General features: G+C 71.3%; 17 protein-coding genes. 7 read left to right on the forward strand and 10 right to left on the reverse strand.

Going from position 1 to position 18,536, the window contains the following annotated elements; all coding sequences use genetic code 11:
• The coding region (locus D7W81_RS09985; protein WP_120555111.1) for an LpqB family beta-propeller domain-containing protein at positions 1-1,349 on the reverse strand (1,349 nt) is incomplete at its 3' end.
• Between the two features lie 198 nt (positions 1,350-1,547).
• A complete protein-coding gene (locus D7W81_RS09990; protein WP_120555112.1) occupies positions 1,548-2,012 on the reverse strand; it encodes a bpX5 domain-containing protein in 465 nt (154 codons plus the stop codon).
• 122 nt (positions 2,013-2,134) lie between these two features.
• Here D7W81_RS09990 and D7W81_RS09995 point away from each other — a divergent pair, with 122 nt between their 5' ends.
• Together D7W81_RS09995 and D7W81_RS41900 are read left to right on the forward strand one after the other, a co-directional pair.
• Positions 2,135-2,605 (forward strand): SRPBCC family protein, encoded by a 471-nt coding sequence (locus D7W81_RS09995; RefSeq protein ID WP_120555144.1) that lies wholly within the window; start codon positions 2,135-2,137, stop codon positions 2,603-2,605.
• A 146-nt stretch (positions 2,606-2,751) separates the two neighbouring features.
• Complete coding sequence (locus D7W81_RS41900; RefSeq protein WP_147445415.1) at positions 2,752-3,054, forward strand: hypothetical protein; 303 nt, start codon at positions 2,752-2,754, stop codon at positions 3,052-3,054.
• 374 nt (positions 3,055-3,428) lie between these two features.
• Here the strand turns inward: D7W81_RS41900 and D7W81_RS10000 are convergent, their stop codons facing one another.
• The 3 genes from D7W81_RS10000 to D7W81_RS10010 all read right to left on the reverse strand — a co-directional run bounded on the left by D7W81_RS10000 (position 3,429) and on the right by D7W81_RS10010 (position 6,084).
• The gene (locus D7W81_RS10000; protein ID WP_120555113.1) at positions 3,429-4,184 is read right to left on the reverse strand and encodes a hypothetical protein; all 756 of its coding nucleotides are present in this window, start codon (positions 4,182-4,184) and stop codon (positions 3,429-3,431) included.
• A 20-nt stretch (positions 4,185-4,204) separates the two neighbouring features.
• Positions 4,205-4,801 carry a globin family protein gene (locus D7W81_RS10005; protein WP_120555114.1) on the reverse strand — a complete coding sequence of 199 codons (597 nt, stop codon included), beginning with the start codon at positions 4,799-4,801 and terminating at the stop codon, positions 4,205-4,207.
• A 131-nt stretch (positions 4,802-4,932) separates the two neighbouring features.
• Positions 4,933-6,084: an AAA family ATPase gene (locus D7W81_RS10010; RefSeq protein WP_120555115.1), complete on the reverse strand. Its 1,152-nt coding sequence runs from the start codon at positions 6,082-6,084 to the stop codon at positions 4,933-4,935.
• A 45-nt stretch (positions 6,085-6,129) separates the two neighbouring features.
• On the opposite strand from D7W81_RS10010, the gene D7W81_RS10015 reads away from it, so the two are divergent.
• From D7W81_RS10015 to D7W81_RS10025, 3 genes are all read left to right on the forward strand, one after another.
• Entirely contained in the window at positions 6,130-6,750 is a 621-nt protein-coding gene (locus D7W81_RS10015) for a hypothetical protein (RefSeq protein WP_120555116.1), read from the forward strand.
• Between the two features lie 37 nt (positions 6,751-6,787).
• Positions 6,788-7,498 (forward strand): YqiA/YcfP family alpha/beta fold hydrolase, encoded by a 711-nt coding sequence (locus D7W81_RS10020; RefSeq protein WP_120555117.1) that lies wholly within the window; start codon positions 6,788-6,790, stop codon positions 7,496-7,498.
• A gap of 62 nt (positions 7,499-7,560) precedes the next feature.
• Complete coding sequence (locus D7W81_RS10025; RefSeq protein WP_120555118.1) at positions 7,561-8,274, forward strand: esterase family protein; 714 nt, start codon at positions 7,561-7,563, stop codon at positions 8,272-8,274.
• 84 nt (positions 8,275-8,358) lie between these two features.
• Here D7W81_RS10025 and D7W81_RS10030 read toward each other — a convergent pair whose 3' ends face one another.
• From D7W81_RS10030 to D7W81_RS10050, 5 genes are all read right to left on the reverse strand, one after another.
• Complete coding sequence (locus D7W81_RS10030; RefSeq protein WP_208721246.1) at positions 8,359-8,994, reverse strand: LysM peptidoglycan-binding domain-containing protein; 636 nt, start codon at positions 8,992-8,994, stop codon at positions 8,359-8,361.
• Positions 8,995-9,097: 103 nt separating this feature from the next.
• The gene (locus D7W81_RS10035; RefSeq protein WP_120555120.1) at positions 9,098-10,504 is read right to left on the reverse strand and encodes an MATE family efflux transporter; all 1,407 of its coding nucleotides are present in this window, start codon (positions 10,502-10,504) and stop codon (positions 9,098-9,100) included.
• A gap of 78 nt (positions 10,505-10,582) precedes the next feature.
• Positions 10,583-12,727 (reverse strand): beta-propeller domain-containing protein, encoded by a 2,145-nt coding sequence (locus D7W81_RS10040; RefSeq protein ID WP_120555121.1) that lies wholly within the window; start codon positions 12,725-12,727, stop codon positions 10,583-10,585.
• Between the two features lie 126 nt (positions 12,728-12,853).
• Positions 12,854-14,026: a TIGR02266 family protein gene (locus tag D7W81_RS10045; RefSeq protein ID WP_244227111.1), complete on the reverse strand. Its 1,173-nt coding sequence runs from the start codon at positions 14,024-14,026 to the stop codon at positions 12,854-12,856.
• Between the two features lie 93 nt (positions 14,027-14,119).
• Positions 14,120-15,946 (reverse strand): Hsp70 family protein, encoded by a 1,827-nt coding sequence (locus D7W81_RS10050; protein WP_120555123.1) that lies wholly within the window; start codon positions 15,944-15,946, stop codon positions 14,120-14,122.
• Positions 15,947-16,171: 225 nt separating this feature from the next.
• Between D7W81_RS10050 and atpH the strand changes: the two genes are divergently transcribed.
• Complete coding sequence (gene atpH / locus D7W81_RS10055; RefSeq protein WP_120555124.1) at positions 16,172-16,714, forward strand: ATP synthase F1 subunit delta; 543 nt, start codon at positions 16,172-16,174, stop codon at positions 16,712-16,714.
• A gap of 151 nt (positions 16,715-16,865) precedes the next feature.
• Complete coding sequence (locus D7W81_RS10060; protein ID WP_120555125.1) at positions 16,866-18,347, forward strand: PAS domain-containing sensor histidine kinase; 1,482 nt, start codon at positions 16,866-16,868, stop codon at positions 18,345-18,347.
• Positions 18,348-18,536: the final 189 nt, after the last annotated feature.

Below are 18,536 nucleotides of genomic sequence, written 5' to 3' on the forward strand. Positions count from 1 at the left end.
GTTCCCCCACCCTGGGGCCGCAGCACACAGAGCGCGTGCGACTGCACCACCGCCATCGCGGAGACACCCTCCTCCTCCACCTCCATCAACGAGGTCCCCATCGAGGATGGAGGCGACAGGAAGAACAGCCGGTCCTTGCCGTCCTTCAACCACAGTTGCTCATGCCCCCCCAGCGGATCCATCCAGCTCACGAGGTTCAACGGGAGCGCGTCCGACGCGGTATCCGGCCGCGTGGAGTCATGCATGACGTAGTAGCGCGCCTTCTGGAATCCCTCCCGCGTGCGCACCTTCCCGTGCATCACGTACGTGTCGTTGTGACGCGCGAGCACGAGCAATCCCCCCGAGGAGCGCCATCCGGCTGCGATGACCGTCTGGCCGGGAGGCACCTGGACGCGCCGGGGCCTGGGCACGCTCGCGCGCGGCGAATGCGGCACCGCCATGGCCTCGACAGCGCCATTCGCGGAGAACAGCAGCACGCGCCGGCCATCCCCCGCGAAGGCGAACTTCACGATGCGCCGGTCGCTCCCGCGAGACTGCAACCCCACCGGGCTCCGGTTGGAAGCGAAGGGGTTGCGCAGCAGGCGCAGGCAGTCGTCCGGAGAGGGCAACTCCAGCACCACCGAGCGAGGAACACGGGCCGAGGGCCGCACGTCCACGGTGAGCCGGTGCGCGCCGGGCTCCATCGGCTCGGAGACCTCCACGCGGGACATGCCCTCCGCGCCCTCCAGGCGGCCCAGACGCGAGGAGCCGATGAGCCACACGTCCTCGCGCGCGCGGGGAAGCGACAAGGCCTCACCCCACGCGGCCAGGTGCCGCGAGGACGCAGGCGCGGTGGAGCGCGCTTCGAGCCACGCGAGGAGCGACGTGCCGCCCAGGCCCGTATGGGTCGCATGAGCCGGGTCGGTCTGGAGCGCGCCCCAGGTGAACGCCGCGCCCGCGGCCTCTGCCCGGCGCGCGAGCACGACCAGCAGCGCGAGGTGCGCGATGCGCGGCAGGCCCAGTTGATCCGGTCCCACGTCCAGCAGCACCACGGTGCGCCGCGCCCCTTGGGGTTGCCGGAACGCGGGCTTGAGGAACGACAGCTCACCGAACGCCGCGCGGCGCACCAGCTCCTCCGGCGCCTCCAGCGCCCAGAGCCATTCACTCACGAGCAAACGGTCGAACGTCCCCCGGCGCGACAGGCCGTCATAGCCCTGCGGCTCACCGCCCTCGGCCTCACCGCGAGGGCGCAGCGTCCCAAGCGCCGCCGACAGCCGAGCGACATGCGGCCCCAGCTGCCGCGCCAGGTCCTCCGGGAAGAGCGACAACTGCGCCGCCCAGGGGCGCAGCACAGGAGGCAGCGCGGTCACGAACAGGACTCCGCGCCATTCAAGGCGAGCAGCCACGCGGCCCGCGAAGCACGCGCGACCACTCCGGATGCGGACACCACTGCCAGCGGAAGCGTGCTCATGAAGCGGCCTCGATGCCATCCGCAGCGAGCACCCACGCGGTCAGCGAAGCACGCACGACCACGCCGGATGCGGACAACACGACCAGCGGAAGGGCGGTCATGAAGCGGCTCCGGTGCCATCCGCGGCGAGCAGCCACTCGGTCAGCGAAGCACGCGCGACAGGCTGCGCCGATCCCACGGACACGAGCACGCCCGACGCGGGCAGCACCGCGAGCGGCGCATCCCCCTGCCCCGCGAGCAGCGCGCGCTCCAGCCACGAAGGCGCCACGTCCGGCTCCAGCGCGCAGGGCAGCAGCAGCGCGGGAGCCAGCGGGTCTCGGCCCAGGTACACCGCGCCATCCACCCAGGGCAGCGAAGCAGCGGCCCCCAGCAGCACGAGCACCTCCGGGCCCGCGACGCCGGTCCACGCGGCCAGCGCCGCGTCGTCCGCACGCGAAGCACGGTGTCCCAGCGCGAGCGCCACGGAGCCCGCACCCGCCACGGCCACGGGCTCCAGGGGCAGGACCCGGGGACGCCAGCGCACGGGGAGCCCCGCGACGGCCGGCTCCGGTGGCGGCCTCATGCTTCCGCGCATCCCGCGCCCGTTGTTCACCCCGCCACTCTAAACCGCCTCCCCCAGGGGACGAAACGGTCCGGGCAGCTCCCGCTGTACAGCGCACCGAGCCCCTGCCCATGCTCCCCCGCATGAGCACGACCCGGATCCGCCAACACGTGAAGGCCCCTCGTTCAAGCGTCTACCGCGCCCTGATTGACGCCCGCGCGGTCGCGACGTGGATGGTGCCCGACGGCATGACCAGCCACGTGCATGTGTTCGAGCCCCATGAAGGCGGCGCGTTCCGCATCTCGCTCACCTACGACGCGCCTTCGGGGACCGGCAAGACGACCGCGCACACCGACACGCATCACGGCCGCTTCGTGAAGCTCGTGCCGGACGAACAGGTCGTCGAGACCACCGAATTTGAAACGACCGACCCCGCGCTTCGCGGAGAGATGATCATCACCTTCACGCTCACCGGCGCGGAGGACGGGGGCACCGACCTCCTCGCCGTGCACGAAGGGCTGCCGTCCGGCGTGCCGCCCGCCGACAACGAGCTGGGCTGGCGGATGTCGCTGGCGAAGCTCGCGCACTACGTCGAGCACTCCACCTCACCGTGACGGCAGCTCCCGCGCATCACTCCAACGCTTGAGGACGCCCCACGGCGCGTCAGCCGGGCGAACAAGCAAGGTAGTCTCTCTGACACGCCGAAGTGAAGGAGGATGCATTGCAACGCCATGAGCGCCTGAGACTGAGACGTCTGCTGATGGGACTCGTCGTGCTCGCGGCATCGCAATCTCAGCTCGCCGCCGCGGACCCGCCCTTGACGAGGGCGCCTGGCTGCACCGCCCGAGGATGGCCCGCGACTGTTCCCTGCGGCAGCACCGCCTGCTTCGTTTCAAGCTGCGGCGAAGGCAAGTGCCCCTACTGTTTCATCAAGGGCACGGAGAACATCGCCATCAAGGGCTGGGCCGTCTACACGTGCATGAGCGGTGAAACCGTCACCGGGAAGGCCTTGCTGTTTCACACGTTGCCCTTCAACGCACGCCTTGGACCCTTCTGTGGATGAATCCTCGTGGGAACAAGAAGCAACCCAGGTGATGGAGGCGCTCAACCTCCTGACCGTACTGGCTGCGCCTCGCCTCTATAAGCGATGGTCCACACAGGCTCCGCCAGCCGCGCTGCGTGAGGCGCTCGACGCACGACTGCTCGCGCTTGCTTCGTTCTGCGAACGGGCCATGGGAAGCCCCGACGCGGAGCGCTTCCGAGCCGCGTCGCCCCAGGTGCGCGCGCTCGCGGACACCGTGACCCAGACTCCTCCCGAACACCTTTCAGGCGCAGACTGGATGTTCCCTTCACGGCAGTGCTTGGACGCTCTCGGGTTTCATGCGCCTCCCGAAGGATGGGATGCCTTTGAAGGATGGCCTGGATGACAAGCCCACCTCACGGTGACGGCAGCTCCCGCGCCGCGAGCTTCGGCAGGGCGCGGTACTCCTCCGTCAGCACGAACCCGTCCCCCATGTTGGTGACGCGGGTGAGCGCGTAGAAGTCCTGGAAGCGGTATTCCGCGCTCGCCTGCCGCAGCAGTCCCTGCCGCAGCTCCTCCACGCTGCCGTCCCCGGCCTGTTTCATGGGCGGACCCGCCAGCGTCGCCAGCGTCGCGTTCGCCTCGCGGAACGTCGCGCTGATGGGCTCCGGGTCCACCGCCCGGCTCACGGCAATCACAGACACCAGCCGGTCATCCGCGCCGAACGTGACCCACAGGTTCCGGATGGCCGCTTCACGCTTCAGCCCTGGGAACAGCGCCGCCGGTACGTCTTCACAGTCCAGGTCCCCCTGGCTGCGCGGCACCGTGCACTTCACCCCGTGCGCCTCCGCCCACTGGAGCAGGGACTCGCGCGTCGTCCCCTCCAGGTCGAACCCCAGCGCGGGCCGGGCCAGCGCGGGGCTCTCGCCCCGGTTGGAGGCCGCGAAGCGCATCCTCGCGGCCTCCTTCTGCTCGGGGCTCTGCTTCACGTCGTACCCCAGCGGGCACCCCGCCGCGGACGCGGCCTGCGGCATGGACATGCCCATCCACCTCAGGAGCGGCCGGCCGGACGGCGTATGGGCGAAGCCCATCACCGCCGTGAACAGCCCGGCCACCCCCACGGTGGAGAACAGCATGCGGCGCACGCCCCGCGGCAGAACGATGCGAGTCATGGTGCCCTCCGGAGGTGTGACTACTTGCCGACGATGGACGCCTTGAACGCCGCGTCCGTCACGATGGGAGCGAAGCAGGAGGACACGTCCGCGGCCGTCACGCCGTTGTCCGTGAGCGCCGGCACCACCATGTTCGCGATGAAGTAGTCGTACTGGGAGTTGGTGATGGCCATGCCCAGGTGCGCCGCCGCCATGTTCTGCGGGCCCGCGTACGTCTTGCCGTCCGCGTACATGATGGATTCCGGACCGCCGTAGGCATAGACGAGGAACGCCGCCAGCTTGCCCTCGAAGGTGGCCGCGTCGTCCGCGTACGCCGGGCCCTTGCTGTCATCACCGATATGGGTGAAGGACTCGCCCAGGTTCGCCGTGCCGTTGGGGCCGTTCAGCTCCGCCAGCGTCTTCGCGACAATGGACTTGTTCACCGCGACGAACGCGTTCGCACCGAACGTGTCCCACGCGTTCTTGTTGCTGCTCGTGCAGCGCAGCGACGTGCCCGGGCCCGTGCCCGTGGGCATGTAACTGGTGCCAGCGTCCGGCATGTCGTTGTCGTCATCGTCGCCACAGCCCGCCAACAGGGCCGCCGAGGCAAGCGCCAGCGCCGCGAAGGTGTTTCGCATGAAGTGTCTCCCATGGATGGAATGCCTTCGGTGCGCCGCACCGAAGGCGGCCGTCCCGCTGGCAGCCACCAATACGGCGCTCCGCATCCATTGGATTCCCCCGGAATTCCGGAAGGACTTCCGGCCCTGGGTCACGCCGCGCGAGTGCTCGCGTCCTCCAGCAACGCCGCCAGCGCACCACGCAGCTCCCGCAGGGCCTGCGGCAACGCCTCCGGAGCGAAGCCCGCGTCCATCTCGCGCGCCACGCCCTCCAGCTTGAGCCGCCACGCAGCCACCGCGTCCGCCTCCGTGGGCCGCGCCTCCAGCAACGCCTGCCCCGCCTGTGCGATGCGCTGCGCCCGGGCCAGCGGCCCCGCGCTCGCCTCCAGCGCCGCGGCCGGCAGCGCCGGGTTCTCCGACGCGGACAGCACGTCGCGCAGCACGTCGCGCGCCAGCGCCTGCGCCTCCTTCGTGGGCACCGCGTAGACGAGCGGCCACAGGTCCGCCACGCCCGGCGTCGTGCGCCCCGCCAGCGCCGCCGCCGCCGCGACCAGCCGCTGCACCTTCACCGCGCGCCGGTCCGACAGCGCGATGCCCGCCGCGCGCAGCGTCCGCAGCGCCTGCGCCAGGTGGGGACGCACCGGCCCCAGGTCCGCGCGCCGCGCCGCCTGGGACACCACGTCCAGGGACGCAAGCGACGCCACGCGCGGCGCCGCGTCCGCCCACAGCGACGCGCCGCCCTCCAGCAGCTCCTCCAGCCGCGGATCCGGCACCGGCTCCACGAAGATGCGCGCGAGGAAGCGATCCGCGAACGCGGCCAGCGCGTCGTCCTCCGGCAGCGCGTTGGACGCACCCACGCACACGCGCAGCGGGCACTGCATGCGCGTGTGGCCGCGCCGGAAGGTGCGCTCGTTGAGCAGGCCCAGGAGCGTGTTGAGGATGGCGGTGGAGCCCAGGAACACCTCGTCCAGGAAGGCCACCTCCGCCTCCGGCAGCATGCCCGCCGTCTCCGTCTCCACCAGCCCCTCGCGCAGCTTGCGCAGGTCCACCGGCCCGAAGATTTCGGACGGCTCCGTGAAGCGGCCCAGCAGGTATTCGAAGTAGGCGCCGCCCAGCGCGCGTGACGTCCTGCGCACCGCCTCGCTCTTGGCCGTGCCCGGCGGGCCCACGACGAGCAGGTGCTCGCCCGCCACCGCCGACAGCGCCACCAGCTCCACCATCGCCTCGCGCTCCACCAGACCCCGGCTTGCGTCGGTGAGCGCGTCGCGGACCTCGGCTGCCGCGACCTCGAAAGAAACGGACATGGCAGGCAGCCTAGCCTCGCCCCCGGTCCGGCATACAGTGGCGGCATGGATACGAAGTGGAAGTGGCTGGCCCTGGCAGGCGTGCTGGGCGCGGGGCCAGCGGTCGCGGACGGATGGCATGGCTATGCCTCCGTGGGAGCAGGCATCACCCTGGATCATTTCAGCGAGTGGCGCGCCAAGGGGCCCGCACTCCAGGCGTGGCTCGCCGTGGAGACACCGCCGGGCCTGTCCCTGGGCGTCGTCTTCGAGACGACCCAGACCTGGGGCCAGCAGTTCGCGGAGGCCCAGAACCCTTCCGAGATGAGCCGCGTGCAGCTGGACTACACGGCCGTGGGCCTGGAAGCCCGCCTGCGCTTCCTGGGCGACAAGCCGGTGACGCCGTGGGTGGGCGCGCGGCTGGCGAAGAGCTGGTCGCAGCCCTTCACGCCCGACAGCCTGGGCCAGCTGCGCCGCGAGGACTTCGACGTCACCAGCATGGCCTTCCGCGTGGGCCTGGACGGGTGGATTTCCGACCGGTGGGGCATCTCCGTCGCCACGGCCATCCAGTTCTGCGACGTGAAGTTCACGAAGGACGCGGACAACACCGGCGCCAGCGCGGGAGTGAGCGTGAACATGTGCGCCAAGCCGCTCCAGAGCATCGTCGCCGGGCCCGTGCTGCGCTTCTAGCGGGCGCGGGTACAGGTACGGATACAGTGGCCCGCCCATGAACGCGCCGCACCCCACCTCCGGTCCTCGCTGGCTCTACCTGCACGGCTTCGCCTCCGGCCCCCTCTCCGCCAAGGGCGTCTGGCTGGACGCGCACTGGGCGAAGCAGGGCATCCCCCTGGAGCGCCTCAACCTGCGCGTGCCGTCGCTGGAGCACCTGGGCCTGCACGCCATGCTGGACACCGTGAGGGACGCGCTGGGCGCGCCCAACGACCGCGCCGTCGTCATCGGCTCCAGCCTGGGCGGGCTCGTCGCCGCGCGCACCGCGGAGCAGGACGCGCGCGTGGGCGCACTGGTGCTGCTGGCCCCGGCCTTCCACTTCGTGGAGCAGCTCCAGCGCCGCATGGGCCCTCACGCCTGGGCGGAGTGGAAGCGCACGGGCTTCCTGGAGACGGACGACCACGCGGAGAAGCGCCGCACGCGCGTGCACCACGGCATCGTGGAGGAGGCCCAGGCCATGGACGCGAAGCGCGGCCCCTGGCCCGACGTGCGCGTGCCCACCCTCATCGTCCACGGCCGCCAGGACGACACCTGCGACGTGCGCTATTCGCGCGAGTGGGCGAAGGGCAAGCGCCACGTCCGTCTGGTGGAGGTGGATGACGGACACGAGCTGACCGCCTCGCTGGAGCTCATCGCGAGGGAGGCGGATGTCTTTCTTGCCCCGTGGCGGGGTGTGGAGAACGCCCGGCAGGTGTTCACTGGCGGCTGACCCGAGCGCGTCCGTGTGGCCGCCTCGCTTGCGCCGCGAACGCGCCGGTTAAGGTGCCGGCCATGAACCGCGAATACCACCGCTGGTACAGCCCGAGGTTGAACCGGGACATGGAAGCGCTGGTGTACGGGCACTCGGGCGAGCCCATCATCCTGGTGCCCACGAGCAAGGGCCGCTTCTACCAGGCCGAGGACTTCGGCCTCATCGGCGCCATCGCGGACTGCATCGCCGCGGGCCGCTACGTCGTGATGTGCGTGGACTCGGTGGATGAAGAGTCCTGGTACAACAAGGACGTCGCCCCCGCCGTGCGCGTGGCCCGCCATGCCCAGTGGGAGGACTACCTCGTCCACGAGGCGGTGCCGCTCGTCCGGGGCCGCGCCGCGGGAGGCCGGCTCACGCTCGCCGGGTGCAGCCTGGGCGGCTTCCACACGTACAACGTGGGCCTGCGCCACCCGGACGTCTTCCAGCGCCTCATCTCCATGGGCGGCAAGTTCGAGACGGAGGACTTCCTCGACGGCCACCACGACGAACAGGTGTACTTCCACACCGCGCCCCAGTGGCTGACGGGCCTGAACGACCCGGGGCGCCTGTCCGCCCTGCGCCGCGTGGAGATGACCCTGGCCGTGGGCGAGCACGACTTCTGCCGCTCCTCCAACGAGAACCTCTCCAAGGTCCTCTGGCAGAAGGACATCCGCAACGACCTGTCCATCTGGGACGGCGGCACCCACGACTGGCCCGTGTGGCGGCAGATGATCCGCCAGTACCTGCCGGCCTGAGCACCGCGCCGCCGGACACGACAAAGCCTCCGGTCGGAAGGACCCGGAGGCTCGCGTGATGCGCCATCGTGAGGAGCCGGAGGGCTACTCGATGGGCATGAACACCTTGAAGCCCGTGCGGCCGTTGTTCGTCGTGTTGCGCTCGATGAAGTCGCTGGCGGACGAGTGGCCGTCGCCCAGGGTGACGGCCGTGTGGCCGTAGATGCTGCCCAGGCGCGAGGAGGTGCTCTCCCAGGTGAGCACGAGGCCTGGGGTCTTCAGCGCCTCTTCCAGGGACATGTTCACCTGGCGGAACTTGTCGCGCGGCAGGTTGTTGTCAATCTGGTTGCCGTTGCCCGACACGCCGATGCCCATCGAGTTGCGGATGGCCCGGCTCACGCCCGTGGCGCACAGGCCCTGGCTGTTGTAGCCGCCCATGCCCATGGCCGCCGAGCGCGCCGCGTCCGCCAGCCGGCGCATCTTGTCGCTCGCGCTGCTGGGACCCGCGCCCGTCGGTCCGCCCACGTCCATGCCGCCCGTGTTGCCCCCGCGCACGCCCTGACGTCCGCCACCCGCGTCGAAGCTGTCCTTGCCCGAGTGGCCAATCTTCAGGTTGTTGCCCGAGAAGATGAGGTCCGGGTTGGAGATGTTGTTGTCCTTCGCCAGCTTCGAAACGGTGGTGCCGAAGCGGGCAGCGAGGCCAGAGAGGGTGTCGCCAGGGCGGATGCGGTAGTTGGACATGTAAGCTCCTGCGCCAATTGTCGGGTCTTCCCGATCCAGGTTGCGTCCGTTTCCTAGATTCTTGGACTTTTCACCCGCACCATAATTTTACCCCAAAAACCCCTCATCCCTCCAGGGGCCGGAGGGTGCCGGCGCTGACGCGCCAGAAGCGCCACAGCACGGCGGCGGCCACGGTGATGAGGCCCGCGCACAGGCCCCACCAGATGCCCAGCACGCCCATGCCCAGGTGGAAGCCCAGGAGCAGCGTCAGGGGCAGGCCCACGGCGTAGTGGCCCACGATGTTGGCCACGAAGGTGAAGCGCGTCTGGCCGGCGCCGCGCAGCACGCCCGCGCCCACGCCCTGCACGCCGTCGAAGACCTGGAAGATGGCGCTCACCATCAGGAGGGGCAGCAGGAGCGGCAGCACCTCCGGCGGCGCCCCGGCCAGCTTCGCCAGGCCCTGGGGGAAGAGCGCGAACACGAGCCCGCCGAGCGACATGACCACCGCGCCGACGGCGAAGGCCATCAGCCCGCTGCGCCGGGCCTGCGGCGTGTCATGGGCGCCCACGGCCCAGCCCACGCGCACGCTGCCCGCGTTGCCGATGCCCAGCGCCATGGTGAAGGTGAGGCTGGCGTAGGAGAGGGCGATCTGGTGCGCGCTCACGCTCACCGTCCCCAGCTTCGCGGCCAGCACGCCCGCCAGCGCGAACACACCCACCTCCGCCGCGATGTGCAGGCCAATGGGCAGCCCCACCCGGAAGGCCCGGAGCTGGTCCGCCTTCACCGGCTTGCGTGACGGCCTGCCCGGCACCGCGATGGCCTGCACCGCCCGCGCGACGATGATCACCTCCATCGCCGTGCACAGCAGCGTGGACAGCGCCGCGCCCGCCGCGCCCATGGCCGGCACGTGGGTGAGGGGCCCCGCCCACGCGGGCAACGACTGGCCGCCGAAGACGAACAGCGGCACCAGCATCACGTTGACCACGTTGGCCAGCACTGCGGACACCACCAGCGGCCGGGGCATCCCGATGGCCTGCAGGTACGCGCGCACCGTGAGGAAGATGAGCATCAGGGGCAGGCTGGGCGCCCGGAAGTGCAGGAAGGCGCGCACCTGGACGATCTGCTCCTCCGCCACGCCCACCCACGGCAGGGCCGCGGGCGTGCTGATGAGCACCGCCCACAGCACCACCCCCACGAACGCGGACAACCACACGCCCTGCCAGAGCACGTCCCGGGCGCGGACCGGGTTGCCCGCGCCAATGGCCTGGGACACCAGCGGGTCCACGCCCATCATCAGCCCCATGCCGAAGCTGCTGACGGCGAAGAAGAGGGCGTGGCTCAGGCCCACCGCCGCCAGGGCGGACGTGCCGGCCCGCCCGACGATGAAGGTGTCCGTCACGCTCATGAGGGACTGGCCGGCCTGCGCGATGCACAGGGGGACCGCCAGCGCCAGCAGGGCGCGCAGCTCCCCCCGGATGCCGCGGGCCGGGGGGGAGGACGACACGGAGGGCTCGGCGGCTTCGGGCGGCATGGCGGGCCTATAGGGAAGGGAGCGCGTCGGTGCAAGCGACGCAATCCCTTCTCCCGCCTGACTGCCCTCCCTCCTGCGTCAGGGTGTGCTGACGGGGAACGGCACCGTGACGAGCGGCGTCTGGAGGCGGTCCACCTTCGACACGCGCACCCCCGCGTCGCTGATGGCGTAGACGTAGTCATCCGCCATCACGCTGCGGCGCACGTCCGGCACGTAGGAGTAGCTCCACTGCGGATACCCGGTCGTCCTGAACAGGTCCGACATGGGCACCGAGCCCACCGGGGAGATGCCCGCCCCCAGGTCCACGCGGAACACGCGCAGCTCCGTGCGGAAGCCCTGCCAGTAGTCCTCGTAGGACGAATAGGACCTGGAGTAGTCCGTGAACGGGATGGCCACCAGCCCCTTGGCCGCGAAGTAGTTGAAGGCCTTGTGCTCGTAGAGGGCCTCGCTCCAGCCGTAGGCCTCGCCCACCAGCTGCGTGGCGACCTCCTTCGGGTGCGCCATGTCGCTCGCGTCGAAGAGGGACAGCTTCAGCGTGCTCGTCCCGCAGCAGCCGCCGTTCGGCGCCGACGTCTGGATGCCCAGCGTCAGCAGGTGGTGGTCGCCCACCGGGTGCATGTACGTGGAGAAGCCGGGCACCTTCAGCTCACCCACCTTGCGCGGGTGGGCGGGGTCGCTCAGGTCGAAGGTGAAGAGCGGATCCACCTGGAGGAAGGTGACGACGTAGCCGCGCGGGCCCACGAAGCGCGCGCTGAAGATGCGCTCGCCTTCCGCCAGGTCCTCGCTGCGGCCCAGCTCCGCCAGACGGCCGTTCTTCACGCCCAGCGTCGTCACGCGGCTGGCCGTCGTGGTGCGGCCCCACCACCAGTCCGCATGGTCCGGCTCCGGGAGGCGCGTCGTCACCGTGGTGGCCAGGCGCAGCACGCCTTCGTACTCATCCAGGGCGAACTGGTTGACGGGCGCGCCCTCCACCGTGCCGGAGCCCACGTACACCGCGCGGCCCGGCTGGCTCAGGTCGAACTTGTGCAGGTAGGTGAAGTCCTTCTGCCCGGGCATCGGCCACCACCAGGAGTGTTGGTGCGCCAGGTACAGCGACTCCCTGGACGCGTACACCGTGCCCGGCTCCGCCACCAGGCTGGTGCGTCCCGGCGCCGCGGTGCGCGCGTCCAGGTCCAGCGAGGCCACCGTCACGAAGCCCAGCGTGGACGGCGCGTTGCTCCGGTAGAAGTCACCGCAGGACGTGGGCAGCGGCGTCGTCACGCCCGCCGCGTCCACGTGCCGGCCCGCGGGCAGCCACTGGTCCAGCGTGTTCGCGCGGATGCTCTTCTCGTTGCTGGCGATGAGCGCGTCGATGGCCTTCTCGAGCTTGTCCTCGTCCTTGTAGAGGTCCTCCGAGTAGTCCACCCAGAACTTCACGTCCTCCGGCCAGCGGAACGCGTCCGCCAGCACCAGCCGCACGTTGCTGTCCACGCGGCGCGCCTGGTTGAAGACGCCGGGCAGGTAGAGCTGATCCACCACCGTGGGGTGCGCCACGTCCGACACGTCCACCGTGGTCACCTTGGTGCTGTCGGCGTTGTAGTAGCCGCAGCCGTAGCCGTAGCAGGCGATGTCCGCGACGGGGACCATGCCCCCGCCCACGCTCCCGCCGGGCTTCGCCGGGGTGCCCGGCAGCGACTGCGCCACCTGCGAGATGATGACCAGCCGGCCGTGCTCGTCGAGCAGCATCTCCCGGGGCCAGCCCTCCACCTCCAGCGTCGCCGCCAGCGTGAGCTGCTCCGCGGGCCACGAGCGGTGCGCGTACAGCCGGTTGCCGGACAGCACGAAGATGCGCGTGCCGTCGTTCTGCACGAAGTCGGATTCGTGCACGCCCTCCACCTGGTTGTTGGTGCCGGTGGAGTCCTTCGGCGCCGCGCTGCCGCCGCCCGCCGTCGCGCCGCCGCCCGCCGAGTCCTCCGCGGGCATCGGCCCGAAGACGACGCCGCCGCGCCCTCCCCGGCCGAAGCGCTCCCAATAGCCGGGCTTCTGCTGCTCCAGGCTGGCGCGCATCTGCTTGGACGCGGCGTCCTCGATGTACTGCTCCAGCGCCGTGCAGTCGTTGAAGGTCTCCAGCTTCAGCGACTGCTGCACGGGTTCGTTGTCCAGGCCCTCCGGCGCCTTGCCCCCGTCACCGCACCCCACCGCCAGGAGCGTGAGCCCCACCGTTCCGAAAAGACGTAGACGCATGCGTGAATCCTCCCTCGAAAGCCTCGCGGGGCGCAGCGCATTGCCACGCCCATGCCAGGGGGGAATCTCGCCTGGGCTGTCTGGGATTGCGGGGGGTTACGGCGCCCCAGGGGGCACCCGCCGCTCTCAGAAACCTGAGGCGCGCGCGGTGCCGGCACCAGGAAAACCGAGGGTCTGGGGCACGAAGCGCACGAAGCGCTGCTGCAGCTGCGCGTCCATGCCCTCCAGCTTCAAGCCCATGCCCGTCTGCGAGCGGAACGCGCTGCCCATCCCGGGCGGGTTGCACCACGCCACCACCGCCTGCGCCTCGCAGGGCGTGCGCTGGCCGGCCATCACCAGGCGCAGGGACAGCCGCGAGCCCTCGCGCGCGGGCGTGAGCGTGCGCACGAAGAGCCCCTGGGGGCTGGCGTCGTGGCTGAAGCCGCTGAGCGTGGGGCCGCCCTGCGTGTTGAACTCCACCACGGTGAAGAAGGGCACCCGCTCCGCGGCCCGCAGGGGGACCGTGGCCGGCGACAGGCGCGCCATCACCTTGGCCAGCAGCTCGTCCGCGCCCAGCTGGCGCTTGAGGAGCAGCGGCGCGCCGCTCAGCTCCTGCGCGCGCTCCAGCACGTCCGGCGCCTCCTCCACCCGCGACATCAGGACCAGCGGCTTGCGGGGGAACTGCTCGCGCAGACGCGTGGCCAGCGCCATGGCCTCGCGAGGCAGCCGCGACACGTCCACCACGAAGCCGTCCAGCCGCTCGCCGTGGGTGCTGGCCTGCGCCGCCGCGTCGTCCAGGTCCTTGGCGTAGAGCACGTGCAGGCCTTCGTGCTCCAGCGCTCCGCCCAGGAAGGTGTGCAGGAACCGGCCGCCCTCCACCAGCAGCACGCCCCGCCCGCGCGGAGGGCCCGTCCAGGCGCGCTCGCGCGACAGGCGCACCGCGGCCACCTTCGCCGCCAGCGCCTCCTGGCTCACCGGCTTGGGCAGGAAGTCGTCCGCGCCCGCGCGCCCGCAGTGCATCACCTCATGCGGTTCGTCCGCGGCGGTGAACATCACCACCGGCACGTTGCGGCCGGCGGGGTGCGCCTTCACCATGCGGCAGGCTTCGTCCCCCTGGAGCTTCTCCAGGTGCAGGTCCATGAGGATCAGCGCCGGCACCCGCTGCGCGAGCTCCGCCAGGCACGCATCCGCCCCCTCCAGCCCCACCACGTCGCAGCCCATGCGCGACAGGTGCAGCCGCATCACGTCTCGCGCCGTCCGCGAGTCGTCCACCACGAAGACCAGGTCTCTCGGGCGGGGAGAAAAGACGGGGGTCATCATGACTTCCGGAGATAGGCGGACTCCGCGAAACGCACCACGCACCCGGCGCCACAACGTGCGCTGGTGGACGCCTTTTTCGCGTTACGCGGGATGTCAGCCGCGGGGTTCCGCGCGACCGGACAGCAACTTCGTGAGTTGGCGTGCAATCAAGGCGCACTGCGCGGCGTCTCCCGCGGCCAGCGCGTCCTTGCCGCCCACCAACAGCTGCTGCACGGTGCCCACGGCCGTCTCGGCCTCCGGGCTGGGGTTCTCCCGGGCGCTCTGTTGGAGCAGGCGGGCGAGCTTCTCCCCGCGCTCCAATAGCTTGCGGAAGGTCTCCTCCGCCTTGCGCGCGTCCACCACGCCCTGCGCCTGGGCGTAGTGGGACTGCTCCTGGCCCAGCTTCTCCGCCTCGCCCTGCGGCAGGGTGGCCCGGGCCTCCAGGCGCACCAAGTCCATGTTGCCGGAGGTCAGGTCGGTGGCCTTCACCGCGAGGATGCCCTCACCGGACAATTCGAAGACGACCTCCAGCGGCGTCTCTCCGCGCGCGGCGACGTGCAGGTTCTTGAGGACCACCTCGCCCAGCTTGTGGTTCTCGTCCTGGAACTCGCTCTCCCCCTGGTACACGGGGATGCGCGCCTCGGCCTGGCCGGAGGTGCCCGGGTAGAAGATGTCGCGCGCCACCACCGGCACGCCCGTGTTCTTGGGGATGAGCCGCTTCACGCGCCCGCCCATCACGCCCACGCCCAGGCTCTGGCTGGCCACGTCCAGCAGCAGCGCCTGGCCCGCCTGCCGGATGAGCTCGTCCGCCTGCACCGCGGCGCCCAGCGCCACGGCCTCGTCCGGGTGCACGTCCGTGGAGGGCGCGCGGCCGAAGAAGTCCGCCACCAGCCGGCGCACCAGGGGCACGCGGGTCATCCCGCCCACCAGCAGCACCACGTCCACCGAGCGCGGATCCATCCGCGCCTCCGCCATCACGTTCTGGCAGACCTCCAGGCAGCGGCGCGACAGCGGCTCCGACAGCGTCTCGAAGAAGCTGCGCGTGAGCGCGGTGTTGATTTCCGTGAAGCGCTTCACGCCCGCGGTGTGGTCCCCCAGGCCGGACACGGAGATGGTGGCCTCCTCGGACTCGGTCAGCTCGCGCTTGGCCGCCTCCGCCGCCACCTTCAGGCGCCGCAGGGACTGCGCGTCCCTGGAGACCGCCTCCTGGAAGGAGTCCTCCACCTGCGCCAGCAGCCACTGGACGATGCGCTGATCAAAGTCCTCGCCGCCCAGCGCGTGGTCGCCGCCGGTGGCCTTCACCTCGAAGACGCCCGCCTTCACGTCCAGGATGGACACGTCGAAGGTGCCGCCGCCCAGGTCGAACACCAGCGCGCTGCCCTCGAAGCCGCGCGACAGGCCGTACGCCAGCGCCGCCGCGGTGGGCTCATTGACCAGCCGCACGACCTCCAGCCCCGCGATGGCCGCCGCCTCCCGCGTGGCCTGGCGCTGGTTGTCGTCGAAGTTCGCGGGGACGGTGATGACGCACTTGCGCACGTCGCGCCCGAAGTGCGCCTGCGCGTCCAGGCGCAGCTCGCCCAGGATGAAGGCGGACACCTGCGCCACGGGCAGCACGCGGCCGGACAGCTTCACGCGCACGTCGCCCGTGGGGCCGGCCACCAGCGGATAGGGCACCACCGCCTTCGCCTGCTGCACCAGCTCCGGCGTGTAGCGGCGTCCCAGGAAGCGCTTGGTGGCCCACACCACCGCGTCCGGGTGCTCCTCCCCCAGGGCCTGGGCCGGCTGCCCCACCAGGCGGTCGCCCGCCCGGGTGAGGCCCACCACCGAGGGCGTGAGGCGTCCTCCCGAGCGCGAGGGGATGAGGCGCGGACGGCCGTCTTCCACGGTCGCGACGACGCTGTTGGTGGTGCCCAGGTCGATGCCGATGACAGGTTCTTGCATGGCGCGGGGGTAGGCCCACGCTATGGGTAAGCGCCTGCTTCCGCCAAGTCCTGTTCCACCCAGGCCGTCCGTTGCCGTGCGGGTACATGACTCCGGGGGCCGGGGGACGGCCACCAGCGCACACCCGGAGTGTGCTCCCCTGCCCGCCGGTGCCAGGGGCCGGGTCCGGGACCCGCGCCGGCATCATTGCCGCCAGGGACGCCCCATGCTAAGGGCGCCAGCGTCATGGTGAACGTCTCCATCGCCCGCCGCTACGCCCGCGCCATCCTCGACGTCGCAGCGGAAGGCAACCGCACCGACGCCGTCGCCGAGCAGCTCAACGCCTTCGCAGCCGTCGTGGGCCAGAGCCCCGACCTGTCGGACGTGCTGCTCAACCCCATCTACAGCCGCGCCCAGCGCAACCGCGTGGTGGAGGCGCTGCTCCAGGCCATGCCCTCCCCCGCGGAGCCCGCGCTGGCCAACGCGCTGCGCCTCCTGGTGGACCGCAACCGCCTGGGCTACCTGCCCGACATCGCCCGGCTCTACCGCGACATGGCGGATGCCCGCGCGGGCCGCGTCCGGGGTCAGGTCACCAGCGCCGTCCCGCTCACGCCGGACGCCGTCACCCGCCTCCAGCAGTCGCTCCAGCAGCTCACCCAGCGCAACGTCGTGCTGGAGACCCGCGTGGACCCGGCGCTGCTCGGCGGCGTGGCCGCCCAGGTCGGTGGCACCCTCTACGACGGCAGCCTGCGCACCCAGCTGGAAGAGATGCGCCGCCAGCTGAAGTAGTCCGCCCATCCTCACCCCCGGTGCGGCCGACGTGCCGGGTTGTCCAGTTTGCCCCGCAGTCCTAGTCAAACCTGTATTTCCCGTCGGCCCGGGGAATGGGTATACTTCTGGGCAACGCGGACAAGCCCGCGTTTTCCGAGACGACCCGCCCATGCCGCAGCCTGTGTTCCAACGGCTTCCCGGAGCCCTTCCGTCCCCGGGGGTTCCCGAGGAGACCCTGCCATTCCTGGGTGCGTTGCTCAACGCGCCGGGTTGGGGGGTGGCGCTGGTGGACGGGGACTCCCGCCTCCTCTGGATGAACGACCTGCTGGCGTCGCTGTGCGGCCGGCCGTCGCAGCTGTGCGTGGGGCGCTACCTGACGGAGGCGTGGCCGGGCCTGGCGGCCCCCCTGTCGCCGCTGATGGCGCGGGCGCAGTCCGGTGAGCGCGTGGCGGAGGAGCTGGTGTCGGGCCGCTTCGGCGAGGTGGGCACGCTGCGCCACCTGACCGTGAGCGCGATGCCGGCGGGCCCGGCGGGCGTGGTGCTGCTGCTGAAGGACTCCTCCACGCGCCTGCGTGAGGAAGCGGCGCTGCGCGCGAGCGAGGAGCACATGCGCTCCATCGTGGAGGTCTCCTGCGACGGGTACTTCTTCCACGACCGCGGGCAGTTCCTGGAAATCAGCCCCGGCCTGGGGCGCCTCCTGGGCTACTACGAGACGGCGGAGCTGATCGGCCGGAACATCCTGGACTGCGTGGCGCCGGAGTTCCGCGCCCGCGCGCGGGACGTGATGGAGCGCGGCCTGGAGGCCCCGTACGAGCTGGCGGTGCTCCACCGCGACGGCCGCCGCATCCCCGTGGAGGTCATGGGCCGGCCCGCCACCTTCCAGGGCCGCGCGGTGCGCATGGGCGCGGTGTGGGACGTGAGCATCCGCAAGGCCGCCGAGGAGCGCCTGATGCGGATGGAGCACTTCCGCGACCAGTTCCTGGACGCGGCGGGGGACGGCTTCAAGGCCCCGCTCCAGTCCCTCCACTCCGAGGTGCTCGCCCTCCAGCACGCTCCGTCGATGCCCGAGGGCCTGACGGAGCAGGTAGGGCGGGTGGGCCAGGGCGTGCGCCGGGTGGAACGGCTGATCCACCAGCTGCTGGACTTCACCCGCGCCCGGCTGTCCAACGGCCTGCCCGTGCACCCCACCCCCGTCCACCTGGGACAGCTGGCCGAGCGCGTCCTGGCGGACCGGCAGCGGGCCCACCCGGGGCGCGACATCCGGCTGGTCACCAGCGGCGACCTGAAGGGCACCTGGGACGGCGACCGGCTCTTCCAGCTGATGGACTCGCTGGTGGGCAACGCCCTGCACCACGGCCCGGCGGCCTCTTCCGTGGTGCTCCAACTGACGGGGCGCTGGGACAGTGTGACGGTGCAGGTGCACGACCCGGACTGCCGGGTGCCGCCGGAGTACCAGGGCACCCTCTTCGAGCCGTTCAAGCACCGCGCCGTGTGCGCTGCGGACGACGGGCTGGGGCTGTCGCTCTTCATCGTCCGGCAGATCGCCATGGCCCACGGCGGGCGCATCTCCGTGGAATCAGGGGCGGCGGACGGCACCCGCTTCATCGTGTGGCTGCCCCGCGAGGACGGCCCCTCCGTTTCCAGCTCCTGAAGCCAGGCCCCTGAAGCCGGTTTCCCCCAGGGCGGCCTGCAGGGCCTGCGGGCGGGCGGGGCCCGTCCCGTCCGGGCCACCGGCTTACGTGCGCGATAAAGGGGTGCGGGGGTGGGGGAAGTCGCGGGTGCGTGGTGCGTTGCGATGGGACCGGCGGCCGTGATAGGGGGCCACCCGGTACATCAAGCT

Source organism: Corallococcus aberystwythensis (assembly GCF_003612165.1).
GTDB classification, from domain to species: Bacteria; Myxococcota; Myxococcia; order Myxococcales; family Myxococcaceae; genus Corallococcus; species Corallococcus aberystwythensis.